At 51.2% G+C, this 26,529-nt stretch carries 25 protein-coding genes and 3 pseudogenes; 8 read left to right on the plus strand and 20 right to left on the minus strand.

Annotated features, from left to right (window positions below; genetic code table 11):
* Positions 1–216 precede the first annotated feature (216 nt).
* From thrB to MON37_RS08055, 4 genes and pseudogenes are all read right to left on the minus strand, one after another.
* Positions 217–1,134: a homoserine kinase gene (thrB, locus tag MON37_RS08040; protein WP_039410513.1), complete on the minus strand. Its 918-nt coding sequence runs from the start codon at positions 1,132–1,134 to the stop codon at positions 217–219.
* A 46-nt stretch (positions 1,135–1,180) separates the two neighbouring features.
* Entirely contained in the window at positions 1,181–2,107 is a 927-nt protein-coding gene (gene era / locus MON37_RS08045) for a GTPase Era (protein WP_039410517.1), read from the minus strand.
* 176 nt (positions 2,108–2,283) lie between these two features.
* On the minus strand, positions 2,284–3,003 hold the full coding sequence (rnc, locus tag MON37_RS08050) for a ribonuclease III (protein ID WP_003758637.1): 720 nt from the start codon (positions 3,001–3,003) through the stop codon (positions 2,284–2,286).
* 166 nt (positions 3,004–3,169) lie between these two features.
* Positions 3,170–3,307, minus strand: a pseudogene (locus MON37_RS08055) (IS5/IS1182 family transposase); the annotation flags it as partial.
* Between the two features lie 72 nt (positions 3,308–3,379).
* Here MON37_RS08055 and MON37_RS08060 point away from each other — a divergent pair.
* The 3 genes from MON37_RS08060 to nusB all read left to right on the plus strand — a co-directional run bounded on the left by MON37_RS08060 (position 3,380) and on the right by nusB (position 4,835).
* Positions 3,380–3,703 carry a DUF2185 domain-containing protein gene (locus MON37_RS08060; RefSeq protein WP_003765484.1) on the plus strand — a complete coding sequence of 108 codons (324 nt, stop codon included), beginning with the start codon at positions 3,380–3,382 and terminating at the stop codon, positions 3,701–3,703.
* Between the two features lie 75 nt (positions 3,704–3,778).
* On the plus strand, positions 3,779–4,258 hold the full coding sequence (ribH, locus tag MON37_RS08065) for a 6,7-dimethyl-8-ribityllumazine synthase (RefSeq protein WP_039410520.1): 480 nt from the start codon (positions 3,779–3,781) through the stop codon (positions 4,256–4,258).
* Positions 4,259–4,403: 145 nt separating this feature from the next.
* Positions 4,404–4,835 (plus strand): transcription antitermination factor NusB, encoded by a 432-nt coding sequence (nusB, locus tag MON37_RS08070; RefSeq protein ID WP_003758641.1) that lies wholly within the window; start codon positions 4,404–4,406, stop codon positions 4,833–4,835.
* 414 nt (positions 4,836–5,249) lie between these two features.
* Here nusB and MON37_RS08075 read toward each other — a convergent pair whose 3' ends face one another.
* Positions 5,250–5,714: a winged helix-turn-helix transcriptional regulator gene (locus MON37_RS08075; RefSeq protein WP_080613830.1), complete on the minus strand. Its 465-nt coding sequence runs from the start codon at positions 5,712–5,714 to the stop codon at positions 5,250–5,252.
* 136 nt (positions 5,715–5,850) lie between these two features.
* Here MON37_RS08075 and MON37_RS08080 point away from each other — a divergent pair, with 136 nt between their 5' ends.
* Positions 5,851–7,110 carry a D-amino acid dehydrogenase gene (locus MON37_RS08080; RefSeq protein ID WP_039410522.1) on the plus strand — a complete coding sequence of 420 codons (1,260 nt, stop codon included), beginning with the start codon at positions 5,851–5,853 and terminating at the stop codon, positions 7,108–7,110.
* A 242-nt stretch (positions 7,111–7,352) separates the two neighbouring features.
* On the opposite strand, the gene MON37_RS08085 is transcribed toward MON37_RS08080, so the two are convergent.
* The 6 genes from MON37_RS08085 to purF form a co-directional block, all read right to left on the minus strand.
* Positions 7,353–8,690, minus strand: a complete 1,338-nt coding sequence (locus MON37_RS08085) for a DUF3482 domain-containing protein (protein WP_141764168.1) — start codon at positions 8,688–8,690, stop codon at positions 7,353–7,355.
* A gap of 72 nt (positions 8,691–8,762) precedes the next feature.
* Positions 8,763–10,103: a DUF2868 domain-containing protein gene (locus MON37_RS08090; RefSeq protein WP_039410526.1), complete on the minus strand. Its 1,341-nt coding sequence runs from the start codon at positions 10,101–10,103 to the stop codon at positions 8,763–8,765.
* 350 nt (positions 10,104–10,453) lie between these two features.
* Complete coding sequence (locus tag MON37_RS08095) at positions 10,454–12,679, minus strand: NADP-dependent isocitrate dehydrogenase (protein WP_039410528.1); 2,226 nt, start codon at positions 12,677–12,679, stop codon at positions 10,454–10,456.
* 189 nt (positions 12,680–12,868) lie between these two features.
* On the minus strand, positions 12,869–13,519 hold the full coding sequence (locus tag MON37_RS08100) for a hypothetical protein (protein WP_039410530.1): 651 nt from the start codon (positions 13,517–13,519) through the stop codon (positions 12,869–12,871).
* 268 nt (positions 13,520–13,787) lie between these two features.
* On the minus strand, positions 13,788–14,753 hold the full coding sequence (locus MON37_RS08105) for an IS30 family transposase (RefSeq protein ID WP_242883583.1): 966 nt from the start codon (positions 14,751–14,753) through the stop codon (positions 13,788–13,790).
* A gap of 118 nt (positions 14,754–14,871) precedes the next feature.
* Complete coding sequence (purF, locus tag MON37_RS08110; RefSeq protein WP_039410736.1) at positions 14,872–16,416, minus strand: amidophosphoribosyltransferase; 1,545 nt, start codon at positions 16,414–16,416, stop codon at positions 14,872–14,874.
* Positions 16,417–16,630: 214 nt separating this feature from the next.
* Between purF and MON37_RS08115 the strand changes: the two genes are divergently transcribed.
* From MON37_RS08115 to MON37_RS08130, 4 genes are all read left to right on the plus strand, one after another.
* A complete protein-coding gene (locus tag MON37_RS08115) occupies positions 16,631–18,145 on the plus strand; it encodes a polyamine aminopropyltransferase (protein ID WP_039410733.1) in 1,515 nt (504 codons plus the stop codon).
* 111 nt (positions 18,146–18,256) lie between these two features.
* On the plus strand, positions 18,257–19,222 hold the full coding sequence (locus MON37_RS08120; RefSeq protein WP_242883537.1) for an IS30 family transposase: 966 nt from the start codon (positions 18,257–18,259) through the stop codon (positions 19,220–19,222).
* 600 nt (positions 19,223–19,822) lie between these two features.
* Positions 19,823–20,173 carry a helix-turn-helix domain-containing protein gene (locus MON37_RS08125; RefSeq protein ID WP_003756443.1) on the plus strand — a complete coding sequence of 117 codons (351 nt, stop codon included), beginning with the start codon at positions 19,823–19,825 and terminating at the stop codon, positions 20,171–20,173.
* On the plus strand, positions 20,077–20,517 hold the full coding sequence (locus MON37_RS08130) for an IS3 family transposase (protein WP_242883599.1): 441 nt from the start codon (positions 20,077–20,079) through the stop codon (positions 20,515–20,517). The genes MON37_RS08125 and MON37_RS08130 overlap by 97 nt, the downstream gene beginning before the upstream one ends.
* Here the strand turns inward: MON37_RS08130 and MON37_RS08135 are convergent.
* From MON37_RS08135 to MON37_RS08175, 9 genes and pseudogenes are all read right to left on the minus strand, one after another.
* Positions 20,511–21,340 (minus strand): annotated as a pseudogene (locus MON37_RS08135) (integrase core domain-containing protein); the annotation flags it as partial. The gene MON37_RS08130 and the pseudogene MON37_RS08135 sit on opposite strands and share 7 nt — an antisense overlap.
* Positions 21,341–21,529: 189 nt before the next feature.
* Positions 21,530–23,284 carry an assimilatory sulfite reductase (NADPH) hemoprotein subunit gene (gene cysI / locus MON37_RS08140; protein WP_039404939.1) on the minus strand — a complete coding sequence of 585 codons (1,755 nt, stop codon included), beginning with the start codon at positions 23,282–23,284 and terminating at the stop codon, positions 21,530–21,532.
* Between the two features lie 193 nt (positions 23,285–23,477).
* Positions 23,478–23,897 carry an MliC family protein gene (locus MON37_RS08145; RefSeq protein ID WP_039404937.1) on the minus strand — a complete coding sequence of 140 codons (420 nt, stop codon included), beginning with the start codon at positions 23,895–23,897 and terminating at the stop codon, positions 23,478–23,480.
* 221 nt (positions 23,898–24,118) lie between these two features.
* Positions 24,119–24,244, minus strand: coding sequence for a type B 50S ribosomal protein L36 (ykgO, locus tag MON37_RS08150; protein WP_003685279.1), 126 nt, complete (start codon positions 24,242–24,244; stop codon positions 24,119–24,121).
* On the minus strand, positions 24,244–24,519 hold the full coding sequence (locus MON37_RS08155; protein ID WP_003744241.1) for a type B 50S ribosomal protein L31: 276 nt from the start codon (positions 24,517–24,519) through the stop codon (positions 24,244–24,246). The genes ykgO and MON37_RS08155 overlap by 1 nt, the downstream gene beginning before the upstream one ends.
* A gap of 151 nt (positions 24,520–24,670) precedes the next feature.
* Positions 24,671–25,408, minus strand: coding sequence for a toxin-antitoxin system YwqK family antitoxin (locus tag MON37_RS08160; protein WP_039404935.1), 738 nt, complete (start codon positions 25,406–25,408; stop codon positions 24,671–24,673).
* A 271-nt stretch (positions 25,409–25,679) separates the two neighbouring features.
* Positions 25,680–25,802 (minus strand): annotated as a pseudogene (locus MON37_RS08165) (IS5/IS1182 family transposase); the annotation flags it as partial.
* 60 nt (positions 25,803–25,862) lie between these two features.
* The gene (locus tag MON37_RS08170) at positions 25,863–26,189 is read right to left on the minus strand and encodes a hypothetical protein (protein WP_039404933.1); all 327 of its coding nucleotides are present in this window, start codon (positions 26,187–26,189) and stop codon (positions 25,863–25,865) included.
* Positions 26,173–26,475 carry an integration host factor subunit alpha gene (locus MON37_RS08175; RefSeq protein WP_003675494.1) on the minus strand — a complete coding sequence of 101 codons (303 nt, stop codon included), beginning with the start codon at positions 26,473–26,475 and terminating at the stop codon, positions 26,173–26,175. Before MON37_RS08175 ends, MON37_RS08170 begins: the two co-directional genes overlap by 17 nt.
* Positions 26,476–26,529 lie beyond the last annotated feature (54 nt).

Here is a 26,529-nt window from a genome sequence, read left to right on the forward strand (position 1 = left end):
CGTTCAACCACCGCCGAAGCAGCGAAGAACCGAACTATACCCCCCTCCCAAAAAACCGTCAACTCCCAAACAACAAAAAATTCCACAAAAACCGACAACAAACTGAAATTCAAAAACTTTTATTTCAAAATATTCTCAAACCAAACTCAATCAACAGCAAAGGTCGTCTGAAATCAATTTCAGACGACCTTTGAAATCGCTACAACATATCCAAATTCAGTTCAGACTTAACAACAAATCCCTAAAAACATTTGGATCTTTGATAAAAGTCATCTCACCCTCTTGGGGAAAATGAAAATCTAACAGTCTTGATACCCAAAAGCGTACGCACCCAGCCCGCTGCGCCACAGGAAAATATTCCTTCTCCGCATCAGATAGCGGACGAATGCTTTCATAACCGTCAATAAACGCTTTGCATAACTCGGCATCCAACTTGCTGTCAGAAGTTCTCGACCAATCATTCACTGCGATTGCCAAGTCATACATGAAATTTCCATTACATGCATAATAGAAATCGATGAACCCGGCCACATTTTCACCATCCAACAAAACGTTGTCTTTAAATAAATCGGCATGAATGATGCCGGATGGCAAATGACCGCCGAGATTGTTTTCCAAATCTGAAATTTCCTTACCCAACAACCGGGCATCAGCCTCATTCAACTGTGGCAATAATTGTTCATAAGCTTGCTTCCACCATCTGTTGTACCGGGGATTTTCCATTTTTTCAGGAAAATCTTGAACTGCCAAATGCATTTTGGCCAACATAGCGCCCGTGTTAAAACACTGCATCTCGGTCGCCCATGCGGTATCCGCACCGTTTAATCTTGTAACAACGCAAGCCGGTTTACCTGCTAATACTGAATCCAGCTTGCCATCTTTTCGTACAATCGGACTTGGACAAGCCACGTCTTTACCGCTCAAATGTTGGTTCAGATTCAAGAAAAATGGCAATTCATCCTGACGCAGCACTTCAAATACAGTTAAAACATAGCTGCCTTTAGAAGTATTCAAAAAGTAATTACTGTTGGTAATTCCCTGCGCAATGCCTTGCAGCGAAACAAATTCTCCCAGATCGTAATCTGACAAAAATTCCCGTATTTGCTCATCAGAAATATTAGTATAAACAGACATAGATTAAATCCAGTGTAAACAATCAATCGCAGTATTTTCAGACGACCTACAAACCCAATTCCCTCAGGAAACGCACGTCGTCCGCCCAGCCTGATTTGACCTTAACCCAAACCTTTAAAAACACTTTGGTATCAAACAGTTTTTCCATATCGAGGCGGGCTTCTGTGGAGATTTTTTTCAGTTTCTCCCCACCTTTGCCGATCAGGATGGCTTTTTGGCTGTCTTTATCGACCAATACGGCGATGTAGATTCGGTAGAGGCCGTTTTCCTCTTCTTCGAATTGTTCGATTTCCACGTTCATGGCGTAGGGCAGCTCTTCGCCGAGGTAGCGGAACAGTTTTTCGCGCACGATTTCGGTGGCGAGGAAACGGCTGGAACGGTCGGTCACCATTTCTTCCGGATACATCGGCACGCTTTGGGGCAGGTAAGGTCTGAGGCGCGCGAGCAGGTTGGCGATGCCCAATCCGTGTTTGGCGCTGACGGTTTCATGTCCTGCAAATTTGAATTCTGCGCTGATTTGGTCGATAAATTCCTGCAAACCGCCATTGCCCGCTTTGTTTTTGTCGATTTTGTTGATAACGAGGATAACGGGCGTGTTTGTGGGCAACTGTTTCATCACGATACGGTCGGCATCGGTAAAGCGCATGGCTTCGACGACGAAAACGACGGCATCGACGCCGCTCAACGCTTCGGTTACGTTTTGATTGAGGCGGTCGTTTAGGGCGTTGCGGTGTTTGGTTTGGAAACCGGGGGTATCGACGAAAACGAATTGGGCGGTGTCGTCGGTATAAATACCGGTAACGCGGTTGCGCGTGGTTTGGGCTTTTTTGCTGGTGATGCTGATTTTTTGCCCGATGAGGTGGTTCATCAGCGTGGATTTGCCGACGTTGGGGCGGCCGACGATGGCAACGAAGCCGCAGCGGTAGTCGGCGGGGTGGTTGGATTCGTTTTGCAGGAAGGTTTCGATGTCCATGATGGCTTTCTGTTTGACGTTTCAGACGACCTTTTCGTCTTGTCATAGGGGCTGTCGAGATTTAATTGTCCAAGTGGATTTTTGTTCACAAAGCGGAAGATGCCGCTTTGGCGATAAAAAAAACATGGAAACTATTGAATGTCGTCAGACCCTAGGTCGTCTGAAAAATAAATCGGCTATTTTTTTGCTTTTTTCAAAGGGTGGTGTTGCTCGAGCCATTGCAGCGCTTCTTTGGCGGCTTGCTGCTCGGCAACCTTGCGGCTGCTGCCTTGTGCTTTGCAGATAAAACCGAGTTCGCCCAAGTCGCATGAAATCAGGAACATACTGTCATTGGCATGACCGATTTGTTCCTCGATGCGGTATTTGGGCAAGGCAAGGCGGCGGGCTTGGAGGGCTTCTTGCAGGGCGGTTTTGTTGTCTTTGCCCTGCGTTTTGAAATCGGCACGTTTGACGCGTTCGGCGAACAAGTGCCGCACCACTTTCTCCGCCTCGGCGAAATCCGCATCAAAGCTGACGGCGGCAAACATCGCTTCCATAGCATCGGCAAGGATGGAGGGTCGTCTGAATCCGCCACTTTTCAACTCGCCCGCACCCAAATAAAGCCCGTCGCCGACATTCATTTCCAAAGCGATTTCCGCCAACACGCCTTCATTGACCAAGCTCGCGCGCAAACGCGACAACTCGCCTTCGGTCAGCTTGGGGAACGCGTCAAACAACATTTTGGCGACGGTGTAGTTCAAAATCGAATCGCCGACGAACTCGAAACGTTCGTTGTTTTTCGCATGGTAGCTGCGGTGGGTCAGCGCCTGCTGCAAAAGCGCGGTATCTTTGAAATGGTAACCCAGTTTATTCTGAATGGCGGCATGCGCCTGCTGTTTTAACACATCTGTTTTCATGAGGACGTTTATCTTTCTTCTTGCTTCGGCGTATCGGGTGGGAGGCGGCAAAAATTCAGCCTCCCAAACCAACCCGAATGCGTTTCGGCACTTCATGCAAATACGGAAACACTTTAGGGCTGCAACAGTCGTCTGAAACACAGTTCAGCGCGTTTCAGACGACCAGCATTGTACCATCAAACCATAAGCGGCAAATATATAGTGGATTAACTTTAAACCAGTACGGCGTTACCTCGCCTTGCCGTACTATCTGTACTGTCTGCGGCTTCGTCGCCTTGTCCTGATTTAAAGTTAATCCACTATAAAGATACACGGTGCAGAGGCTGCCCTAATCATGATAAAATCCGCACAATTTTTACGGCATGCACACACCGCAATGAATAAATTTGCCCAAGCCCTCTCAGCCGCCCTCGACCGCTGCATCGTGACCAATACGGTAGCCAAACAAGGCGAACCCGTCGGCTTCCTCTACCGCGAAGCCCCCGTTTTCGAAAACGACAGCGGCTGGCGCTTCTTCAGCGGCGACGAGACCGACGAATACACCGACGATCCCGACAATTTCAGCGTCGTCAGCCTTTCCGAAATCACCCAATCCAATCCCGCCATCGCCGCGCTGATAACCCAACCCGAAGGCAGCGCATGGGAAATCGGCGAAGACGGCGAGTTTCAAGCCGTTGCCGACTGGCAGCCGCAGGAATAAATCCCCAATATCGTTTTCAGAAAAGCCAAACGTCGTCTGAAAACCCGTTTACCGCTCAAAATACAAGGAAACACCATGAACATCATCGCCCCGAACCTCGACGGCGCACACCTGCGCATCGGCATCGTACAAGCCCGCTTTACCAACGAAATCGGCAGCGAAATGCTCAAAGTCTGCTGCCGCACCCTGCAAGAATTGGGCGTAGCCGACGACAACATCACCATTGCCACCGTACCCGGCGCGCTCGAAGTACCGCTCGTCCTGCAAAACATGGCAGCCTCCGAGCAATACGACGCGCTGATTGCCATCGGCGTCGTCATCCGCGGCGAAACCTACCACTTCGAACTCGTTTCCAACGAATCCGGTTCAGGCGTAACCCGTGTCGGACTCGACTACAACATCCCCATCGCCAATGCCATCCTGACCACCGAAAACGACGAACAAGCCGTCGCGCGCATTGAAGAAAAAGCCGCCGACGCCGCCAAAGTCGCCGTCGAGTGTGCCAACCTTGTCAACCATCTGATCGAAGAGCAGTTTGACGACGAAGAAGAATAAGCCCGAACGCGAAACCCATAGCTTTGCCACATTCCGGTTTCGCCCCGTCTGCCGGACAAACCGTTTTCAGACGACCCGTCATCCGACAGAGGTCGTCTGAAACATTCATTACCGCACCTACCGTGCCGCCAACGAAGGAATCCCCATGAAAACCCCACGCCGCCGCGCCCGCGAGTTAGCCGTACAAGCCCTCTACCAAGCCGGCATCAACAACACCGCCGCCCCCGAAATCGCTAAAAACATCCAAGACCAGCCCGACTTCGCCAAAGCGGACGAAGAGCTGTTCAACAAACTCTTCTTCGGCACGCACACCCACGCCGCCGAATACATCCAGCAAATCCGCCCCCTGCTCGACCGCGACGAAAAAGACCTCAGCCCCATCGAACGCGCCGTTCTGCTGATGGCATGTCACGAATTGAGCGCGATGCCCGAAACCCCCTACCCCGTCATCATCAACGAAGCCATCGAAGTGACCAAAACCTTCGGCGGCACCGACGGGCACAAATTCGTCAACGGCATCCTCGACAAACTCGCCGCCCAACTGCGCCCGAACGATCCGAAACGCGGCAATGCATAATTTAAATGAGCAATCATGAAAAGGCCGTCTGAAAGTTTCAGACGACCTTTTTGGCTTAAATTTAAATTAAAGAGCTTGTTCTTGTCGTTATATTACTCACTCTATATTCTTTTATCATGGAATATAACTACAAAATACAAAAATACAACAATCAAAGAGAAACTTTACAAGAAAAAACTTGCATTACTTCCGCTTAAAGCGCATAATTCGTCCCGTTAGCTGGTTCGAGTAGTCAGTTAATAGTTTCTCCTCTATTTCTCCTTTGTAGACTTGGCACACATCTTATTGATGTGTGCATTTTTTTTGCTTTTTTCTTTCAATCTAATGATATAAGCAAAGAAGTTACAATATTTCATATTTCCCTATCTACTATCTACCAGTGTAATTATTCTAATCTTGGCTTCTGTCCTACACTCAATCCAAATCCAATACCGTTTCTTCTTTTACTTCCTCCATCACCACATAACTTCGGCTTTCCGCCGCGGCAGGCAGGTGCAGTAAAATATTGCCCAACATATCCCGATAGGCCGACATATCGGGCAGGCGGACTTTAATCAGATAATCGTATTCGCCCGATACCAAGTGGCATTCCAAAATTTGCGGAATCCTCATGACTTCCCGACGAAAATCTTCAAAAATATTGCCTGACTTCGAACGCAGCTTCAATTCGACAAAAATCAACAATCCTTTGCCCAATAAATTCGGATTGAGACGGGCGTGATAGCCGGTAATGAAATTATCGCGCTCCAACCGTTTGACGCGCTCGGTAACAGGCGTAGTCGAAAGCCCCACTTTCTCCGCCAGCTCCGTCATCGGTATCCGGGCGTTTTGTTGCAGAAATTTTAAAATTTTCAGATCGGTTTTATCCAGTTCTTTCATGATGCTTTTCCTTTTGAATGTCATTAAATAGGGATAATACATACGAAATTATTAAAAATAAAGTGAATATCTCTAATAAAAATATCCTAAACTAGCCATTCATAATTAAAAATAATTTAAATTTTAAGGAGAAGATATGAAGCTGATTGTTTTGGGCGCAGGTATCGCCGGAGTTTCAACCGCATGGTATTTGGCTTCCGAAGGGCATGACGTAACCGTCATCGACCGCGCCGACGATGTGGCAATGGAAACCAGCTTTGCCAATGCCGGGCAGCTCTCTTACGGCTACACCACGCCTTGGGCGGCTCCGGGTATTCCGCTCAAGGCCTTGAAGTGGATGTTCAAGCAACACTCGCCCTTAATTTTTCAACCCGACGGAAGCCTGTTTCAAATATGCTGGCTCAAACAAATGCTGGACAACTGTACGGCGGAGCGTTATCAAATCAATAAAGAGAGGATGGTTCGGATTTCGGAATACAGCCGTGAAATGTTCCGTCTTTTTAAAGAACAGGAAAACATTGATTTTGAAGGTAGGAACAAGGGTACTTTGCAAATCTTCCGCACGCAAAAAGAAGTTGCCGCGGCTGAAAAAGACATTGCCGTTTTAGAACGTTACGGCGTTCCCCTACGTCGTCTGAAACCTGAAGAATGTTTGGAATTCGAACCCGCGCTACACCATGCTTTACCTAAAATCGCAGGCGGATTACACCTTCCTGCCGATGCCACCGGCGATTGCCGTCTGTTTACCCGAAAACTGCGCGATTTGTGCATACAGAAAGGCGTGCGTTTTGAATTCGGACATCACATACGCCGCATCATACACGACCGACACCGCATTACTGCCGTTGAAACCGACCAAGGACAGTTTGAGGCAGACGCATTCGTATGCGCCTTAGGCTGTTTCAGCAGAACGGTTTTGGAGGATTTGGGCTGGGATTTGCCGATTTATCCGGTAAAAGGCTATTCATTGACCCTCCCTGTCGTTCATGATGAAAAAGCACCGGTTTCCACCGTTCTTGATGAAACATACAAAGTTGCCATCACCCGCTTCGACAAACGCATCCGCGTCGGCGGTATGGCGGAGTTGTCAGGTTACGGATTGCATTTATCTGAAAAACGCCGTGCTACTTTGGCATTGGTCGTCAACGACCTTTTCCCGGGCGGCGGAGATTTGCAGCAGGCGGAATTTTGGAGCGGGTTACGGCCGATGACGCCCGACAGCACGCCGCTCATCGGCAAAACACCATTGGAAAACCTGTTTCTGAACACAGGACACGGGACTTTAGGTTGGACTATGTCGCTCGGCTCTGCCAAGCTGGCCGCCGATATAGTCTGCGGTAAGGAAACCGAAATCCACAGCGATGATTTGGGTTTGTCTCGTTACACGAAAGTTTGACGGCGCAATGCACTGTCTTTGTAAAAAGGTCGTCTGAAAACGGATATAGCAAGCTTCCTCAAACCTATATTTCGACTTTTCAGACGACCTTTTTCAATTCGGTATGGTGTTGCTACGGGTAAAATCCACGCGGCGGCGTTTTAGATTCTCAACCCGCTACACTTATAGAGTAGGTGAGGTTGCTGATATGGCAAAGGTCGTCTGAAAGCCTTGAGTTAAGGTTTCAGACGGCCTTTGATTCGTTATCCCCCCAATTTCCTACTCAAACTTTCCGTATATTCCTCGCGCTCGGCGCGGCTGGTTTCGGGGAGGTGGGTGTTGAGGGACGACCATTTCCACCTGCTGCGCGCTTTGTTGAGTTCGGACGGGAGTTTGTCCGGCGTCCAGGGCGCTTTGCGGCTGTGCAACTCGACTTGCGATTGCGCCGCATGGCCGCGCGTTTGCAGGATGTGGAGCAAATCGAGGGCGCGGGCGGCGAGCAGGGTCAGGGTTTCGGGGTCGGTGTGCAGGGTTTGGCGACCGGTGAGCTTGTCGGAAATGGTGCGGGTATTGGGCAGGATACCGCCCAAAAAACCGCCGATTGCCGTACCCAATCCGAGCGAACCGCCGAGCGTGGCGATGTCCAGCCCCAAACCGATGAGCGCGCCGGTTGCCGCGCCCGTGCCGGTACGGATGCCGTATTGCTTGAGCAATTCGCTGTCGAACGGGTCTTGATGGAAGGCTTTGGGTACCCAGTCGCCGCCGTCGATTTCGCTGTGGTAGAAGCGGTAGAGGGCAAACAGCCGCTGCTGCATCTGTCGTTCGAGCTGACGTATTTCTGCCTGCATGGTTTGCAGGACGGGCGCGGGGTCGTCGTTTTCGTCGATTTCCTGCGTGAAGGCTGCCACATCGAGCAGGAAACCTGCGATTTCGTGCCGCGCTTCTTTGTCCAGACGCGTCCATTCGCGGCGGCGGGAAGCGGTCAGGCGGTCGATGATGTCATGCTGCGGCAGCATGGTGGCAAGCTTGTTCCAGAGGTTCAATTCGCCTTCAAAGTCAAAGGCGACGGTGTCGAACCCTGCGAAAACGTGGAGATTGCGACGCGCCAACATGGTTGTCCACGCTTCGGGAAGCTGCCCGCCGGTAAAGTTGAACACGGGCATGACCGGTTTGGCGCACCATGAAAGGATGGTCAATTCGTCCCGATATTTGTCGAGGACGGGTTCGCGCGCGTCGATGACGTACAACGCCATGTCGCTTTGCAGAAGCTGCCGCAGGACTTTGGCTTCTTGGTTGAAATCGTGATGCGCGCCGTGGCTGTCGAGGAACTTTTGCAGCCGCTCGATGCCGTCGGCGCGTGCATCCGTGTGGGTTTCCAGCCAATCCAAAACACCGCCCGCGTCTTCGAGTCCGGGCGTATCGTACAGGTACAGCAGCGTGTCGGCGCCGTCGGTAATCGCGGCTTCTTCAACATGGCGCGTGGTGGACGGAGCGTTTTTGACTTCGCCGAACCCGCTGTCGCGCAACAGGGTGCGCAGGAGCGAGGTTTTGCCGGTATTGGTGTGCCCGACGACGGCGAGGGAAAGGGGTTGGTTGTTCATCATATTTTGAGAGAATGGATTTTCAGACGACCTTTTTCAGGATGGCGGCTTAACAGGGCATTTCAAGTACGTTTATTGGTTTTTCAGACGACCTTCCTGCGCCGCTTTGTCAGGTTCCAGCCATGCCACGTCGCACTCTGCCAGCGCGTTGCGCCAGTGGTCCAATGTTTCGGACAGGTCGTCTGAAAGCGTCCGTTCCGTCAAAAGCTGTACCACCGCCCCGCCCTGCGCCGCTTCCGAAAGCCGGACAATCTGCCGCAACACGCCGCGGTCGGGGACGGTTTCCGCGCGCACGCCGATGAGGAGCTGGGCGGGTTTCTGTTTCAATTCAGCCTCCAAAGCGGCAACCTCTTCCCGATTCGCCGCCACGCCTTTATCCAGCCATTCCTGCGCCAGCCTGCCCGCAAACCATGTGCCTTCGTGCCATTCGGTTTCCAGCATGACTGCCCACTTGGGCGCGTCGTTTAAGGTGATTTTCGGGGAAACGGCGGACACGGTTTCCCGACGCGTGTCCGCATCGACGATTTTGTTCTGCCAACGGCGGATGACCGCCTGATAATAAGGTTTCTCCAAATCCAGCTTGCTTTGGCTTGTTTTTAAAAAGATTTTGCATACCGCCCAAGCCAGCAGGCGCGGCAGGATGCCGTAGCAGGCAATGCTGCCGACCAACAAGCCCGACCACGCGCGCGCATCGGCGATGTTGCCGTTCAGACGACCTTCGACCACCGCCCGCGCATCAGGTGCAGGGAAACCGAGTTTCGACGGCAGCCATGCCAGCATTTCCACCGCGCGCACCGAAGCGGCATTGGTCAACAGCGTGCTTTCCCAGTTGAACGTATATTGACGCACCAAAAGCAGCAGTAAGACCGACACCAACATCCCGCCCAATGTGCAGAGCCATAGACTGTGTGAAGTCGCGCCGGCAATCCAACGCGCCGAAGGCTGCCGCCATTCGTCCGCATACAGCCGAAACACCGCCTGATTGACGGGGTCTTTACCCCGAAACCACGTCGCGGGACTGCTGAAAAACCGCCCCACTTTCACACGCAGGAACAGCGTTGCCAACCATACCGCCAACATCAGCGTATTCATGCCCAACACGCCCGCCAAAATCAGGAAGAAATTCAGCCCTTGGCTGTCCATCAAAAGGTAAGTGCCGGAAAAGCCGGTACTGAACATCACCGTCGCCGCCACGACCCACAGCCAAAACGACCCGGTCTGCACTTGTTCCAAGGTATGCCGAAGCCGGCGGTCTCTGTCTATCATCTCCGCGCGGCGGATGATTTTTCCTTCCACGCCGCCCTCGACATGACGCAACGCCTCCGTCGCCTGAACGGGATCGCCGGCAAAAATATAGCCGCCCTCTTCCAAAATACGGACAAGTTCGGCGAGTTTTCGGGATGGGTTCAACATAAAAAGGTCGTCTGAAAGGGATGGTGAAAACGCAAAGATTTTATCACAGCCCTTTTCATCCGTAGGCAGGATTATTGAGTCCGGTTTTATAGCAAATGGCAAGGTTCACTTCTTTTTAACCCCTTATCTGCCACCAGCCATCATTTCCGCGCAAGCGGGAATTTATTGGAAACCCCAATAAAGAGATATTGGCAAATCGTCGGTAAAATTCAAAACCAGTTTTTCAGCCGGCGTTGCAAGGACGAAAAATAAGAACTGTATAAAAGCTAAGTACCAAAAAGGTCGTCTGAAAACCTTTAAATACAGGTTTTCAGACGACCTTTCATGTTTACAGCTTTACCGTAATGCTTTTACAGCTTTGCCAATGCCTGATTGAACGTTTCGCTCGGGCGCATGGCTTGGGCGGCTTTGGCTGCGTCGGGAGCATAGTAGCCGCCGATGTCGGCTGCTTTGCCTTGTGCGGCGGAAAGCTCGGCAACGATTTTCGCTTCGTCGGCGGTTAGTGTTTCTGCCAACGGCGCAAATGCCGCTTTCAGTTCTGCGTCTTTATCTTGCGCTGCCAGTTCTTGCGCCCAGTAGAGGGTGAGGTAGAAATGGCTGCCGCGGTTGTCGAGTTCGCCTGCTTTGCGTTTGGGCGATTTGTCGTTCAACAGCAGTTTTTCGGTGGCGGCATCGAGCGTATCGGCGAGGACTTGGGCTTTGGTGTTGCCGGTTTTTTGCGCCAGATGTTCAAACGATACGGCGAGCGCGAGGAATTCGCCCAGCGAGTCCCAACGCAGGTGGTTTTCTTCGAGGAACTGTTGGACGTGTTTCGGTGCGGAGCCGCCCGCGCCGGTTTCAAACATACCGCCGCCGTTCATCAATGGAACGATGGACAGCATTTTCGCGCTGGTGCCGAGTTCCAAAATCGGGAACAGGTCGGTCAGATAATCGCGCAAGACGTTGCCGGTTACGGAAATGGTGTCTTCGCCGTTTTTCAGACGACCCAGGCTGAACTTGGCGGCTTCTTCGGGGGCGAGGACGCGGATGTCGAGGCCGTTGGTATCCAATTCGGCAAGGTAGGCTTTGACTTTGGCAAGCAGGCTTTTATCGTGCGGACGGTTTTCGTCGAGCCAGAACACGGCGGGCGTGTTGCTCAGGCGGGCGCGGTTGACGGCGAGTTGTACCCAGTCTTTGACGGGCGCGTCTTTGGTTTGGCACATACGCCAGATGTCGCCTGCTTCAACGTCGTGCTGCATCAGGACTTTTCCCGCCGCATCAATGACTTGAACTTGACCGTCAGCTTCGATTTCGAAGGTTTTATTGTGCGAACCGTATTCTTCGGCCGCCTGAGCCATCAGACCGACGTTGGGAACGGTACCCATGGTTGTCGGATCGAACGCGCCGTGTTCGCGGCAGAAGTCGATGGTTGCTTGATAAACGCCTGCGTAGCTGCTGTCGGGAATCACGGCTTTGGTGTCTTGCGCTTTGCCGTCTTTGTCCCACATACGGCCGGAGTTGCGAATCATCGCAGGCATGGAAGCATCGACGATGACATCGCTGGGAACGTGCAGGTTGGTAATGCCTTTGTCGGAATCGACCATCGCCAAATCGGGGTTGGCAGCGTAAACGGCAGCGATTTCGGCTTCGACGGCAGCGCGGGTGTCCGCATCCAGTTTGTCCAGATTGGCAAGCAGGTTGCCGAAGCCGTTGTTGACATTGACGCCGGCGGCAGCCAGTTTGTCGCCGAATTTTTCAAAAACAGGCGCGAAGAACACTTTGACGGCGTGTCCGAAGATAATCGGGTCGGACACTTTCATCATGGTAGCTTTCATGTGCAGCGAGAACAAAACGCCTTTTGCTTTCGCGTCTTTTACTTGCTCGGCAAGGAAGGCGAGCAGGGCTTTTTTGCTCATCACGGTCGCGTCGATGATTTCGCCGGCTTTCAGGGCGACGGGCTCGCGCAACTCTTTCTTGTTGCCTTGTTTGTCGGTGAACACGATGGATACGGAAGTCGCATCGGGTACGGTAACGGATTGTTCGTTATGGAAAAAGTCGCCGCTTTGCATGGTGGCAACGTGGGTTTTGGAATCTTTGGTCCATGCGCCCATGCTGTGCGGATTTTTTTTCGCAAAGTTTTTCACTGCTTTAGGCGCGCGGCGGTCGGAGTTGCCTTCGCGCAAAACGGGGTTGACCGCGCTGCCTTTGATGCGGTCGTAACGTTCGCGCACGGCTTTTTCTTCATCGGTTTGCGGGTCGGCGGGATAGTCGGGGACGGCAAAGCCTTTGGCCTGCAATTCTTTAATTGCGGCGGTCAGTTGCGGTACGGACGCACTGATGTTCGGCAGTTTGATCACGTTGGCGTCGGGTTTTTTCACCAGTTCGCCCAACTCGGCAAGCGCATCGGGTACGCGCTGCGCTTCAGTCAAATATTCGGGGAACGCCGCCAGAATGCGGCCGGACAGGGAAATATCGCTGGTTTTGACTTCGATACCGGCATGGCGGGTAAACGCCTGCACAATCGGCAGCAGGGATTGGGTCGCCAGCGCGGGGGCTTCGTCGGTATGGGTGTAGATAATGGTGGCTTTGCTAGTCATGGGATATTCTCTTGTAGGTTAGGTTTTTCTTTTCGAATGCGGCACAAAAGCGCGCTGCGTGGCTATTATGGCATATTTCGGCAGGCTTGGGATATGGTTTTAATATGTTATCAATCAGTTTGCAAAAAGGTCGTCTGAAACGGCTTCGGTAGCGTTTTCAGACGACCTTTTGGGGGAGTTTAACTCAGATTATTGGGCATATTTTTTACCCAAAGCTTCAGCAGCTTTTTGTACTTCCTGATTGGCTTGGCGTAAAACCGTTTCCATATTGTGGGTTTTGTCTTGGTATGCCTTCATGAATTGGACAGCCTCTTTGTCTTTCATGTCAATCTTTAGTGCAGAAGCATTTTCGCTGGACAGGATGATCATTTCGTTGGCTGTTTTGCTTGTTTGCAGCATACGGTCAAGAACGGCTTTGACTTCAGCATCTTGAATATTGAGTTTCTCGGCATCTTGAAGGTATTTATCAAGAGCGGGTGTCAACTCTTTGACAGCTGCAAGCGCGGCTGCTTCATCACCTTTTAATGCAGTTTGTTGTAGCTTGGAAGCCATTTGCGCAATTTTTTGTGCTTCCGCTCCTGAGATATATTCCATGAATTTCTTCAGGTCTTCCAAACCGGTCGGGGATTTTTTGTCGGAAATGGTGATCGGCTCTGCCAATTTGGGATCGGGAACAGGGAATTTATTGATGATTTCGGCGTATTTGCCGGAGAGGGTAACTTCGCCCTCGGCTGTTTGTACGGTAGTGGGTTTGCTGTCAGCCGATTTTCCGGAGTCGCCACAGGCTGCCAATGCCGTAGCGGTGAATAATGCTAAGCCGAATTTTGTTAAGGTGTTCATAAGAGTCCTTTGAAGAAATAGGCAGATAATCGATGCTTATCGAAATGATAGACGCTTTATTCTAGCACGGACTCGATTGATATACTTAAGACTATTTGAACGGAATGGTAGGTTTCTATAGCGGGTCAACTTCAAATCAAAACAAAGTAATACCCTGTGCTGGTCTAATAAATTTAACCCTCTATATAAAAAAGGTCGTCTGAAAACCGCTATCCTTTAAAGGGGAATGGTTTTCAGACGACCTTGGATTCGGATTTCAAGTGCAACACTAGGGTACCAGTGGTTGGAACAGATTTAAGAATAAAACACTTGGCGTTTCGTAGCCAAGTGTTTTTCTCGGCCGGTGGTTCAACTCATCTTGAACCCTGCGTATCTCCCGATCGCTGATGTTTCGGAAATCGGTTTGTTTGGGGAAATATTGCCGGATGAGTCCATTGGTGTTCTCATTCAGCCCTTTCTCCCAAGAATGGTAAGGGCGGCAAAAATAGGTTTTCGCCTTCAAGGCTTTGGCTATTTTGGTGTGTTGGTAGAACTCTTTGCCGTTATCCATGGTGATGGTGTGGACTCTGGCTTTATATGCCTTTAATACCCTAATGGCCGCCCGGGCAGTGTCTTCGGCTTTTAAGTTCTTTAATTTGCAGATGATGGTGTAGCGGGTAGTGCGTTCGACCAAGGTCAATAACGCGCTTTTCTGATTTTTGCCGACGATGGTGTCGGCCTCCCAATCGCCGATGCGGGTTTTCTGGTCGACGATAGCAGGTCGGTTCTCTATGCCGACGCGGTCGGGCACTTTGCCTCTGGTCCATGTGCTGCCGTAGCGTTTGCGGTAGGGTTTGCTGCATATTCTGAGGTGTTGCCACAAAGTGCCGCCGTTGCTTTTGTCTTGGCGAAGGTAGCGGTAAATGGTGCTGTGATGGAGTGTGATCCCGTGGTGTTTATGCAGGTAGGCACATACTTGTTCGGGACTGAGTTTGCGGCGGATAAGGGTGTCGATGTGTTGAACCAGCTGCGAATCGAGCTTATAGGGTTTTCGCCGGTGCTGTTTGGTCAGCCGGCTTTGCTTCTGTGCTTTTTCGGCGCTGTATTGCTGTCCTTGGATGCAGTGCCGCTTGATTTCTCGGCTGATGGTGCTTTTGTGGCGGTTGAGCTGTTTGGCGATTTCGGCGATGGTGCAGTGGCGGGACAGGTATTGGATATGGTATCGTTCGTCTTGGGTCAGTTGTGTGTAGCTCATGGCAATCTTTCTTGCAGGAAAGGCCGTATGCTACCGCATACTGGCCTTTTTCTGTTATGGAAAGTTGCACTTCAAATGCGAATCCGCCGACCTTTTGTCTTAATCGTTCAATCCGGTTTTATTCTTCGTCACCCGTATCGCTGATGCTGATGCTGTGTTCCATCCTGCTCGGGTGGACTTTCAAGCCGCCGCAGCCGGATTTCTCGGCGGACAGGCGGTCGAGGTAGGCTTGGTCGATGTCCCCGGTTTGATAGATGCCGTTGAAACAGGACGAATCGAAGGATTCGATTTGCGGATTGAGTGCTTTGACGACGGTTTCCAAATCGCTCAAATTTTGGAAAACGATGCCGTCTGCGCCGATTTCGGCGGCAATTTCCGCCGCGCTGCGCCCGTTGGCAATCAATTCTTCGCGCGTGGGCATGTCGATGCCGTACACATTGGGATAGCGCACTTCGGGAGCGGCGGAGGCGATATAGACTTTGCGCGCGCCTGCTGCGCGTACCATTTCGACGATTTCGCGGCTGGTCGTCCCGCGCACGATGGAGTCGTCCACCAGCAATACGCTTTTGCCTTCAAACTCGGTTTCCATCGGGCTGAGTTTCTGGCGCACGGATTTTTTGCGCGTCGCCTGACCGGGCATGATAAAGGTGCGGCCGATATAGCGGTTTTTAATCAAACCTTCGCGGTAAGGCTTTTTGAGGTGGACGGCAAGTTCCATCGCGCTGGGGCGGCTGGTGTCGGGAATGGGCATCACGACGTCGATGTCGTCCACAGGCAGCTCGCGCTTGATTTTTTCCGCTAAGGACACACCCATGTCCAAACGCGATTGGTAAACCGATACGCCGTCGATCACGGAGTCGGGACGGGCAAAATAGACGTATTCGAAGAGGCAGGGGCTGAGTTTAGCGCGGTCGCTGCATTGACGGGCAATCAGTGTGCCGTCAAAGCCGACGAATACCGCTTCGCCCGGCTGGATATCGCGTTCCAAATCGTAGGCAAGCGCATTGAAGGCAACGGATTCGGAGGCGACGGCATAGGATTTTCTGCCTGCCTCGTCGGTTTGCGAACCCAACACCAGCGGGCGGATGCCGTAAGGATCGCGGAAAGCGAGCATGCCGTAGCCCGCAATCATGGCAACCACGCCGTATGCGCCGCGCACCAGGCGGTGGACTTCGGCAACGGCGTTGAAAATATTGTCGATATTGAGCCGGTGGGGATTGGCGTTTTTAGAGACCTCGCGGCGTAATTCGTGCGCGAATACGTTGAGCAAAACTTCGGAATCGGAGCTGGTGTTGACGTGGCGCAGGTGTTTGTTGCACACGTTTTCATACAGTTCGGCGGTATTGGTGAGGTTGCCGTTGTGTGCCAACACGATGCCGAAAGGCGAGCTGACGTAGAAAGGTTGCGCCTCCGCGCTGCTGCCCGCGTTGCCCGCCGTAGGATAACGGACATGGGCGATGCCCGCGTTGCCGATCAAATCGCGCATATTGCGTGTGCGGAACACTTCGCGCACCATGCCTTTGCCTTTGTGCATATGGAACGTGCTGCCTTCCGCCGTCACAATGCCCGCCGCATCCTGCCCCCTGTGCTGCAACATCTGCAAACCGTCGTACAGAAGCTGGTTTACCGGCTCATGGCTGACCAAACCTAATACACCGCACATATCGTCTTCTCCGAATTCGAGGTTAACTTGGAAAACAGAATTATAGAATAAATCGGACAACGTTGCCCAAATTGTTGACAATATTTTCATGTCAATCCTAAAAATACGGAAACGTCGTCAAAAAAAAACGGCTGGAGTTTTTCAGACGACCTTTGCGGCAGACCATCCCTATTTCAATATACAATAGCAGCTCAAACCCTATTCCTACGACACCATGACCGCCAACCGCACCCTCATCATCTCCGTCTTCATCGTCGCCAGTTGCGGCCTCGCCTACGAACTCATCATTGCCGCGCTAGCGAGCTATCTTTTGGGCGACAGCATTTTGCAGTTTTCCTCCGTCATCGGACTTTATCTTTTCTCGATGGGCATAGGCGCGCACCTGACCCGCTACATCAAAGACGAAGACGTGTTACACCGCTTTATCGAAATCGAACTTCTGGTCGGCATCATCGGCGGCATTTCCGCGCTGGCATTGTTCGTCGCCTTCGGGCTTTCCGCCGCCCCGTTCCGCACCCTGCTCTACGCCTTCGTGCTGATTGTCGGCGCGGTCGTCGGCATGGAAATCCCGTTGGTGATGCGCGTGTTAAACCGCAAAGGCGCAGAGTTTAAAGAACTCGTTTCCAAAGTCCTGACCTTCGACTATTTGGGCGCACTCGCCGTTTCCTTGCTCTTCCCGCTTCTACTCGCCCCCAAACTCGGCATGGCGCGTTCCGCCCTCTTGTTCGGCATCCTCAACGCCGCCGTCGCCTACCTGACCGCGCGTGTCTTCAAAGCCGAACTGCCCCGCTACCGCGCCATCCGCCTGCGCGCGCTGATTGTCTTGTCCGTCCTCGCCGCCACCTTCGCCTACGCCGACCGCATCTCATTCAAAGCCGAACAAAGCTATTTCGGCGACCCCGTCGTCTATCAAAGCCACTCGCCCTACCAGCGGCTCGTCGTAACCCGCTGGAAAGACGACACCCGCCTCTACATCAACGGCAACCTGCAATTCTCCTCGCGCGACGAAGCCCGTTACCACGAAGCCCTCGTCTTACCCGCCATGCAGATGGTTTCCAACGCCTCCCGCATCCTCATCCTCGGCGGCGGCGACGGGCTGGCGGCGCGCGAAGTCTTGAAATACCCGCAGGTCAAACACGTTACCTTGGTCGATTTAGACCCCGACATGACCGCCACTTTTAAAACCTCCGCCACCTTAAGCGCGCTCAACCAAGGCTCGCTGTCCCACCCCAAAATGCACGTCGTCAACGACGATGCCGCCAAATGGCTGGAGGGGTCGTCTGAAAAATTCGACGTCATCATCATCGACCTGCCCGACCCGTCCAATTTCTCGCTGGGCAAACTCTACTCCGTCCCCATGTACCGCCTCGTTGCCCGCCATCTTCAGCCGCAGGGCAAAATCGTCGTCCAATCCACCTCGCCCTACTTCGCCCCCAACGCCTACTGGTCGGTCGTCGCCACCCTCGAAGCCGCCGGCCTTTCCACTGCGCCTTATCACGTTTACGTCCCCTCCTTCGGAGAATGGGGATTTGTGTTGGCAGGCTTCGATAAACAATTCCCCGTCCCGCAGAAATTCGACGTCCCTACGCGTTATCTGAACGCCCAAACCGCCGCCGAAATGTTCCGCTTCCCGCCCGACATGGCAAGGCGCAAGGTCGAGCCGAACTATCTGAACAACCAAATCCTCGTCAGCTATTTCGAAAGCGACTGGCGCAACGTAACTCGTTGAGCCGTTTTCCCAAAACAAAGGTCGGCGGATTCGCATTTGAAGTGCAACTTTCCATAACAGAAAAAGGCCAGTATGCGGTAGCATACGGCCTTTCCTGCAAGAAAGATTGCCATGAGCTACACACAACTGACCCAAGACGAACGATACCATATCCAATACCTGTCCCGCCACTGCACCATCGCCGAAATCGCCAAACAGCTCAACCGCCACAAAAGCACCATCAGCCGAGAAATCAAGCGGCACTGCATCCAAGGACAGCAATACAGCGCCGAAAAAGCACAGAAGCAAAGCCGGCTGACCAAACAGCACCGGCGAAAACCCTATAAGCTCGATTCGCAGCTGGTTCAACACATCGACACCCTTATCCGCCGCAAACTCAGTCCCGAACAAGTATGTGCCTACCTGCATAAACACCACGGGATCACACTCCATCACAGCACTATTTACCGCTACCTCCGCCAAGACAAAAGCAACGGCGGCACTTTGTGGCAACACCTCAGAATATGCAGCAAACCCTACCGCAAACGCTACGGCAGCACATGGACCAGAGGCAAAGTGCCCGACCGCGTCGGCATAGAGAACCGACCTGCTATCGTCGACCGGAAAACCCGCATCGGCGATTGGGAGGCCGACACCATCGTCGGCAAAAATCAGAAAAGCGCGTTATTGACCTTGGTCGAACGCACTACCCGCTACACCATCATCTGCAAATTAAAGAACTTAAAAGCCGAAGACACTGCCCGGGCGGCCATTAGGGTATTAAAGGCATATAAAGCCAGAGTCCACACCATCACCATGGATAACGGCAAAGAGTTCTACCAACACACCAAAATAGCCAAAGCCTTGAAGGCGAAAACCTATTTTTGCCGCCCTTACCATTCTTGGGAGAAAGGGCTGAATGAGAACACCAATGGACTCATCCGGCAATATTTCCCCAAACAAACCGATTTCCGAAACATCAGCGATCGGGAGATACGCAGGGTTCAAGATGAGTTGAACCACCGGCCGAGAAAAACACTTGGCTACGAAACGCCAAGTGTTTTATTCTTAAATCTGTTCCAACCACTGGTACCCTAGTGTTGCACTTGAAATCCGAATCCAAGGTCGTCTGAAAACCAAGCATTTCTGTTTTTCAGACGACCTTTTGATTTCCAGCTTTCAACTCTTCCTCTTATTTTTTTTCGAGTTTGCTAACCCAAAGTCAGGCTATAGCTAGATTACTTTTCTCCGATACGCAATTTACCTTACCGGTTATCGTCATTCCTGAGCAGGCGGCAATCCATTTTTGAAATTCAGAAACTGTTTTTCAAACCAAGGTTTCTCAAGTTTTACGATGGACTCCCGCCTGCACGGGAATGACAGAATTTGATGATATGCCGGATTTAAAGTTAAGTATGTTTGCTATATTCGGACGACCTTTCGAATAAGATATCACAGCATGGGCTTTGCCAGCGAAAACTTTCCTTCCCGCCGTCTGTCCGACTGCAGCAATCTGGAGACACAGCCTGCACCACGACAACTTTTCAAACGGCCTTCCAACCCGCCCCTAAAGCGAACGATTGCGTCCCGCGTTCGCCCGAGAAAACCGTTGTTCTCAAAATCCAAAAGGTCGTCTGAATTTTGAACTGCACCCCAAAAGTTGGACATCCCCTCCAACTCACAAGGTGCAGTTTTTTTATGAGCAAATATACATTACACTTCAAATACCAAGCCGTACTCCACTACCTGCATATACGCAGCCAACAGCGTACCGCAGACCACTACGGCATTTCCCGAACCCACCTGAGACGATGGATACGCGCCTATCAAGAAGGCGGTATCGGCGCACTCGAACATCCCCAATCCAAAACCATGCCCCAACACCGCAAAAACCCCTTCATCGCAGATAAACCCGATCAAGAAAAAACACAGGCAGAGCTTATCGAAGAGTTGTGCTATATGCGCGCAGAGGTCGCCTACCTAAAGGAGTTAAAAGCCCTCAGCCAAAAGCAGACCGAAAAGGACAAAGCCAAACCGTCCAAGCACTGAGGGCGCAACACCCGCTCAAATACCTGCTGCACATCGCAAACCTGCCCAAAAGCAGCTTTTACTACCACCACCAAGACCGACCCGACCCCGACGAAGCCGACAAAGCCCTCCTTGTCGAAACCTACCGGCGGCATAAAGGACGCTACGGACAAAGGCGCATTGCCGCCGCATTGGGTTGGAACCGCAAAAAAGCGGCGCAGTTGATGAAGCAGTTGGAACTGAAAGCCCTCATACGGGCGAAAAAAGCCTACCGCCATCCCGCCATGGGCGAAATATCGGAAAACCTCCTCAAACGCCGGTTCAAAGCCCGAAAGCCCAACGAAAAATGGCTGACTGACGTGTAGAAAATCATCGCGTTGTTTACACAACAGGTTGAGAAAAATAAGCCTGCAAGACCTCAAACGGCGTATCGCCGTTCAAACTGCGGTGTGGCTTCACCGTGTTATAAAAATTAACAAAGCAACACACCCCCTTTTACCGGTGTTCCGGACTCTCAAACGACTGTTTCTCATGCCACATCTCCATCAGGGTACGGATAACCCGCTCCGCCTTACCGTTGGTCTGCGGACGGGCAACCCGGGTAAACTTTTGACCAATCCCGTTCTCGTAACAGGCTACACCGAAAGCATGGTTGGCCGAGCCTTTGTATTCCGTACCGTTGTCGGAGTAAACGCACTCAATCAGGTATGGGCAGGGATCAATCAGGTGTTCGGTCAGAAACTTGGCGGCGCTGTCTGCGGTTTTGTCCGGCAAAATGGCGGCGTATAGCTCCCTTGAGAAATCGTCGATGGCGACAAACAGGTAATCCCGCTTATCGGTGGCTTTCTGCCCTTTGAGCAGCGGCAGCCGTTTGGTGTCGAGATGCACCAGCTCTCCGGGGTAGGATTTATTGTAGCGTTTGGCCTGCTTTTTGAGTTTTTCCTGAATGCTGCGTTCTACCTTGGCCAGGCGTTTCATTCCGTACTTTGCCTGTTTGAAACGGTTGTTGGTACTGGTTTGCGGTTTGAGCAGCTTGGCCCTTGCGGCTTTAAGGGCGCGGTAAATGGTGACGCGGCTGACTTGGTAGCGGCGTGCCAGGGAGGTGACGCTTTCCTTTTCCTGCGTGTAGGCCAGCCAAACGGCTTGGCGGTGGTGCGGGGTGAGGCGGGTGTTTTTGTGCATGTTCATGTTTCAGTATTCTCCTGGAAATACTGTAAACAACGCTACTGATTTCTACATTGAAAAAGCTGAGTCCTGTCGCATACAGAACCCAGCTTGCACAGAGCGCCTGAATAGGCTTTTATGAGTGTCCAAGATTTGGGGGGCAGTTCATTTTTCAGACGACCTTTCTTCCTGTACATCCTTCCTTACCTGCACTCATACCCAAAAATCGCGCGGCGGGTCGAGAACGGGTTTGACGATGCCGGTACGGACGGCAAAATCGCCGAAGCCTTCGTCGTCGAGGCGGTTTTGCGCCCAGTTGCCGACCCAGCCGTCGACGATTTCGAGGATTTCGGGTTCGGTAATGTTTTCTTTAAAGAGACGCGGGATGCGGGTGCCTTCGCGGTTGCCGCCTGCGTAGAGGTTGTAGCGGCCGACGGCTTTGCCGACTAAGCCGATTTCGGCGAGCATGGCGCGGCCGCAGCCATTGGGGCAGCCGGTGACGCGCAGGACGATGTATTCGTCTTCCAAGCCGTATTTGGCGAACATTTCGTCGATTTTGTCGGAGAACGATGGCAGGAAGCGTTCGGCCTCCGCCATCGCCAGCGGACAGGTCGGCAGGGCGACGCACGCCATCGAGTTTTCGCGCTGGATGGTGATGGATTTGCTGATTAAGCCGTGTTCTTTGGCGATTTTGTCTATGGTGTCTTTCAGCTCGGGCGGGACGTTGGCGACGACGAGGTTTTGATTGGCGGTCAGGCGGAAGTCGCCGGGGTGGATTTTGGCGATTTCGCGCACGCCGGTTTTCAACGGCCTGCCGGGGTAGTCGAGCAGGCGGCCGTTTTCGATAAACAGGGTCAGGTGCCAGTTGCCTTCGAGTCCTTTAACCCAGCCGATGTGGTCGCCGCGATGGGTGAAAGCGTAGGGGCGGATAGGTTCGAACTTGATGCCCATGCGCTTTTCGACTTCTTCTTTGAATACTTCGACGCCGACGCGCTGGAGTGTATAGCGGGTACGCGCGGCTTTGCGGTCGCTGCGGTTGCCCCAGTCGCGCTGGGTACTGACGACGGCTTCGGCGGCGTTGAGGGTGTATTCGAGGGGGACGAACCCAAATTCGTAGGAGGTGTTGGGGTAGGTTTTGGTGTTGCCGTGTTCGCTGGACAGCCCGCCGCCGACAAGGACGTTGAAGCCGACGAGTTTGCCGTTTTCTTCGATGGCGACAAATCCTAAATCGTTGGAATGAATGTCCACATCGTTGTCGGGCGGGATGACGACGGCGGTTTTGAATTTGCGCGGCAGATAGGTTTTGCCCAAAATCGGTTCGACGTCGTCGGCGATTTCTTTGTTGCGCGGTTCGGTCGGTTCGGTGGTGAACACTTTTTCGCCGTCCAGCCAGACATCGGCGTATGCCATAGTGCGCGGCAGGAGGTGCATACTGATGCGTTTCGCCCATTCGTAGGCTTCTTGGTGCAGCGGGCTTTGGACGGGGTTGCTGGTGCAGAGTACGTTGCGGTTGACGTCGCTGGCGGTGGCGATGGAATCGAGGCCGAGTTTGTGCAGGGACTGGTGCGCCAGTTTCAAATCGGTTTTTAAAATGCCGTGGTATTGGAAGGTTTGGCGGTTGGTCAGGCGGATGGAGCCGTAAATAGTGTGGTCGCCGGCAAATTCGTCTATGCCCAGCCACTGCGCCGGCGTGATGATGCCGCCGGGCAAGCGGCAGCGCAACATCATGTTTTTTAAGGGTTCGAGTTTTTGATCGGTACGCTCGGCGCGGATGTCGCGGTTGTCCTGCTCGTACATGCCGTGGAAACGGATGAGCTGGAAATTGTCGGCGGTAAAGCCGCCGGTAAAGTCATCGGTCAGGTCTTGTTTGATGGTACCGTGCAGATAGTCGCTGCGGTCTTTCAGGGCTTCGTTGCCGGAAAGCGGGGTGTCGGGCAGTTTGGCGCGCGGGTCGGCGGTGGTAGTCATAGGGTGCTCCTTATTCTCAGTTTGGAGCTACTTTAATCAGGTCGTCTGAAAATGGGAAAGAATGGTTTGTTCGATTTAAAGATGATTTCGTTATATCCAAAAGATTACCTGTAATGTAGGGGCACACTGCACCAAATAGAAAAAAGGTCGTCTGAAAATATTTTCAGACGACCTTTAACAGGATATTTGGGATTTAGCGCACGCTGCAAGAAGTTTCTACACGGTTGCCGTACGGATCGGTAAAGCTGAAGGATGCTTCGCCGTTTTTCTCATGCCATTCCGCACCTTTGCCGAACAGGCCGCGGTTGGAAGTGTAGCGCGAGCCGGAACCGGAAACATCGGATGACAATACAGCGCGCTTGTCGTCAAGGCGCAATTCCAACTGATCGTTATTCAAGTTGCGGACATCAACAGACAATCCGTTCTCACAAGAGAAAGTGCGCAAACGGCGGGACTCTGATGTGCGACGGTTTTCTTCATAACGATTGTCGTAACGGTGTTCATGGCGATGCTCGTGACGGGAACCACGTTCGAAATCATAATCCATGTCGGGTGCGACACAGGCACCAAGGGATAATGCGGCGGCAACAGCCAGTAATACTTTTGATTTCATAAATATCTCCTAAATAGGAATTTGTCTGCTAAATGCGCTGCCATGTTATAAACATCTCCACCTCCAAACAAGCGGGATTACGCTAATTTACCCGATATTCCTAAAACCGGTTGTTTGCAGGCAAAAAAGATATTTTTAATGATATTAACCAACATGAGTTTACATGATTACCAAAAAAATCCGCACCATTTTCAGGTGCGGACAGTCGATCCAACCGGTATTTAACGCTGACGTGCCTTAAAGCGCGGGTTACTCTTACAAATAACGTAAACCTTACCCTTCCTGCGGACGATTTGACAGTCGCGGTGGCGTTTTTTCGCTGTTTTCAGTGAAGATAAAACTTGCATTATTTGTCCTTTCTAAATGAAGACATCATCGATTGGAAACGCTGATTGAACTTGCTCGCACGCCCTTCAGTGTTAACGTTTCGCTGTCTGCCGGTGTACACAGGATGAGATGCAGACGACGTATCCAGCGCGAAAAGCGGGTATTCTTTTCCATCTTTCCAAACCATCGTCTTACCATGCGTCTCCGCACAAGAGCGGATAAGCCAGCCTTCATTTGCACCGCTGTCGAAAAATAAAACAGTACGGTAATTATCAGGATGAATATTCGGTTTCATCAATCAATACTCCATAATTAATATGTTATAATATAACATTATACACTATTTTAAAAATATCGCAAGTTCCCTCCAAATACCTTTTCATAAAAAAGAAATACGGATAAGGCATTAAACCTTACCCGTACTTCTTTTTCATGTATTTTAACGGTTATTCAACAACATAACCTTCTTTATCCCAATGCGTTTTCTTCACCAGCTGATCGTTGGAATAAACCGATTCTGACTTTTTGGCCCCATCTTCGTACCATTCCAAAACAATACCATTACGACGACCATTAGAAATGCTGATTTCCGATAAAATACGACCATTTTCGTCCCAACTCAAAATCTCAGTCGGTTTATCGTTGACCATATTCATTTCCATCTTCGGACTGCCGTCCGGATACCATTGCTTCCAATAACCGTTGGCTTTGTCGTGTTTGAACTGGATCTCGCTTTCCTTCACCCCATTACGGTAATATCGCGAACCGGTTCCTTCGCTCAAACCGTTTTGATAAGGCATCACAGCAGATTTCTTACCGTTCGGATACCAGTTTGTCCATTCACCGTTCGGCTTGCTGTTTTTATAAGTCCCTACCATTTTTTTCTGTCCGTTGAAATGCCAAAGCGTCAACGTCCCATTATCTAACACGGGAACAAACACTTTAATTTGCTCTGCAGGAACTTCATACGGATCAGAATATTTCTTCATGGACGGGTAATAAAAATCCTGCGCCTTGGCAATACCTGATTGAACCGTATATTGTCGGACATATGCAACCGATGACATCGTTGCTGTAATTTTGCCATGTTGATTAAAATAAACAGAATGGGATTGCGCCCATGTTTGAGAAAATACCCCTAAAAGCAGTACGGCAGCCAAACTTTTTTGCCAATATTGAATCATTGTCAGATTATCCAGAAACTGGAGCCAATAATATCGCTCCTTAGATTAAATGTGCAGATTGAAGTATGCCGACAACACATCATTGTGTTTGTATCATTATAACTTTCATAGCATGGATTGTTAAACACAATATCCGTGCAGGCTATTGATATAAAAGACAATAACTTCGAAAAATGGTTCAATTCAATACAAGCAGCATCAATACATCATTTAAAAACAGGTACCTATCATATTTATTAAGGATGCTTATAAACTAGGTAAATATTTTCTAATATAGTGGATTAACTTTAAACCAGTACGGCGTTGCCTCACCTTGCCGTACTGTCTGTACTGTCTGCGGCTTCGTCGCCTTGTCCTGATTTAAATTTAATCCACTATACATAGCAAGCCCCAAAATCCATAAAAACAAACAGCCGCTTCCCTTAGATAAGGAAGCGGCTGTTTATCTAATAAACTAAGCAAGTGCTTTTTGCAAATCTGCCAATATAGAATTTAATCCGGCTTTAACCTCTTCCGCTTTTGCAGCAGGATGACCGTTTGCATCCAAAGAATCACGGCTGAAGCGGTCGACATAAGGCGCAAAGGTATCTTTCAGCTTCAACAGTTTCACCACATCGGAACGGGTGTAACGATCGCCGCCGTAACCGACAACGATACCGTTCTCATGTTGCCACTGGGCAAATTGTGACGGGCTGATTTGCACCAGTTCGCACATTTCGTCCAGCGAGAAATAACGTTTTGCAGGAATAACGGGATTAGCGTGATTAGCGTTGTTTGTCATAGTAATGCTCCACCATGCCTTTGAGTTTTTGGCTGGCATGGAAAGTGACTACGCGGCGGGCGGTAATCGGTACTTCTTCGCCGGTTTTCGGATTACGGCCGGGACGTTGCGGTTTGTCGCGCAACTGAAAATTACCGAAACCGGAAATTTTGATTTCTTCGCCGCGTGCCAAAGTGCTGCGGATTTCTTCAAAAAAGAGTTCGACGATTTCTTTGGCATCGTTTTTGGTTACATTGCTGACTTTATCTACCAAAATATCGGCCAATTCGGCTTTAGTTAATGTCATATTATTACCTTCTGTTGTAACAGGTGCAGATTATTACCAATTTCTATTTAAAAT

The sequence above is a fragment of the Morococcus cerebrosus genome, assembly GCF_022749515.1.
GTDB lineage: Bacteria > Pseudomonadota > Gammaproteobacteria > Burkholderiales > Neisseriaceae > Neisseria > Neisseria cerebrosa.

What these genes read in the sequence shown, in the direction of transcription:
- nusB (WP_003758641.1), top strand. Translation starts at nt 4,404, where the DNA reads ATGAAAACCCCACGCCGCCGCGCCCGCGAGTTAGCCGTACAAGCCCTC.
- era (WP_039410517.1), bottom strand. Translation starts at nt 2,107, where the DNA reads ATGGACATCGAAACCTTCCTGCAAAACGAATCCAACCACCCCGCCGAC.
- MON37_RS08080 (WP_039410522.1), top strand. Translation starts at nt 5,851, where the DNA reads ATGAAGCTGATTGTTTTGGGCGCAGGTATCGCCGGAGTTTCAACCGCA.
- MON37_RS08175 (WP_003675494.1), bottom strand. Translation starts at nt 26,475, where the DNA reads ATGACATTAACTAAAGCCGAATTGGCCGATATTTTGGTAGATAAAGTC.
- MON37_RS08125 (WP_003756443.1), top strand. Translation starts at nt 19,823, where the DNA reads ATGAGCAAATATACATTACACTTCAAATACCAAGCCGTACTCCACTAC.
- ribH (WP_039410520.1), top strand. Translation starts at nt 3,779, where the DNA reads ATGAACATCATCGCCCCGAACCTCGACGGCGCACACCTGCGCATCGGC.
- MON37_RS08085 (WP_141764168.1), bottom strand. Translation starts at nt 8,690, where the DNA reads ATGAACAACCAACCCCTTTCCCTCGCCGTCGTCGGGCACACCAATACC.
- MON37_RS08075 (WP_080613830.1), bottom strand. Translation starts at nt 5,714, where the DNA reads ATGAAAGAACTGGATAAAACCGATCTGAAAATTTTAAAATTTCTGCAA.
- MON37_RS08145 (WP_039404937.1), bottom strand. Translation starts at nt 23,897, where the DNA reads ATGAAATCAAAAGTATTACTGGCTGTTGCCGCCGCATTATCCCTTGGT.
- rnc (WP_003758637.1), bottom strand. Translation starts at nt 3,003, where the DNA reads ATGAAAACAGATGTGTTAAAACAGCAGGCGCATGCCGCCATTCAGAAT.
- MON37_RS08105 (WP_242883583.1), bottom strand. Translation starts at nt 14,753, where the DNA reads ATGAGCTACACACAACTGACCCAAGACGAACGATACCATATCCAATAC.
- ykgO (WP_003685279.1), bottom strand. Translation starts at nt 24,244, where the DNA reads ATGCAAGTTTTATCTTCACTGAAAACAGCGAAAAAACGCCACCGCGAC.
- MON37_RS08120 (WP_242883537.1), top strand. Translation starts at nt 18,257, where the DNA reads ATGAGCTACACACAACTGACCCAAGACGAACGATACCATATCCAATAC.
- MON37_RS08170 (WP_039404933.1), bottom strand. Translation starts at nt 26,189, where the DNA reads ATGACAAACAACGCTAATCACGCTAATCCCGTTATTCCTGCAAAACGT.
- MON37_RS08155 (WP_003744241.1), bottom strand. Translation starts at nt 24,519, where the DNA reads ATGAAACCGAATATTCATCCTGATAATTACCGTACTGTTTTATTTTTC.
- MON37_RS08090 (WP_039410526.1), bottom strand. Translation starts at nt 10,103, where the DNA reads ATGTTGAACCCATCCCGAAAACTCGCCGAACTTGTCCGTATTTTGGAA.
- MON37_RS08160 (WP_039404935.1), bottom strand. Translation starts at nt 25,408, where the DNA reads ATGATTCAATATTGGCAAAAAAGTTTGGCTGCCGTACTGCTTTTAGGG.
- thrB (WP_039410513.1), bottom strand. Translation starts at nt 1,134, where the DNA reads ATGTCTGTTTATACTAATATTTCTGATGAGCAAATACGGGAATTTTTG.
- purF (WP_039410736.1), bottom strand. Translation starts at nt 16,416, where the DNA reads ATGTGCGGTGTATTAGGTTTGGTCAGCCATGAGCCGGTAAACCAGCTT.
- MON37_RS08100 (WP_039410530.1), bottom strand. Translation starts at nt 13,519, where the DNA reads ATGAACACCTTAACAAAATTCGGCTTAGCATTATTCACCGCTACGGCA.
- MON37_RS08095 (WP_039410528.1), bottom strand. Translation starts at nt 12,679, where the DNA reads ATGACTAGCAAAGCCACCATTATCTACACCCATACCGACGAAGCCCCC.
- MON37_RS08115 (WP_039410733.1), top strand. Translation starts at nt 16,631, where the DNA reads ATGACCGCCAACCGCACCCTCATCATCTCCGTCTTCATCGTCGCCAGT.
- cysI (WP_039404939.1), bottom strand. Translation starts at nt 23,284, where the DNA reads ATGACTACCACCGCCGACCCGCGCGCCAAACTGCCCGACACCCCGCTT.
- MON37_RS08060 (WP_003765484.1), top strand. Translation starts at nt 3,380, where the DNA reads ATGAATAAATTTGCCCAAGCCCTCTCAGCCGCCCTCGACCGCTGCATC.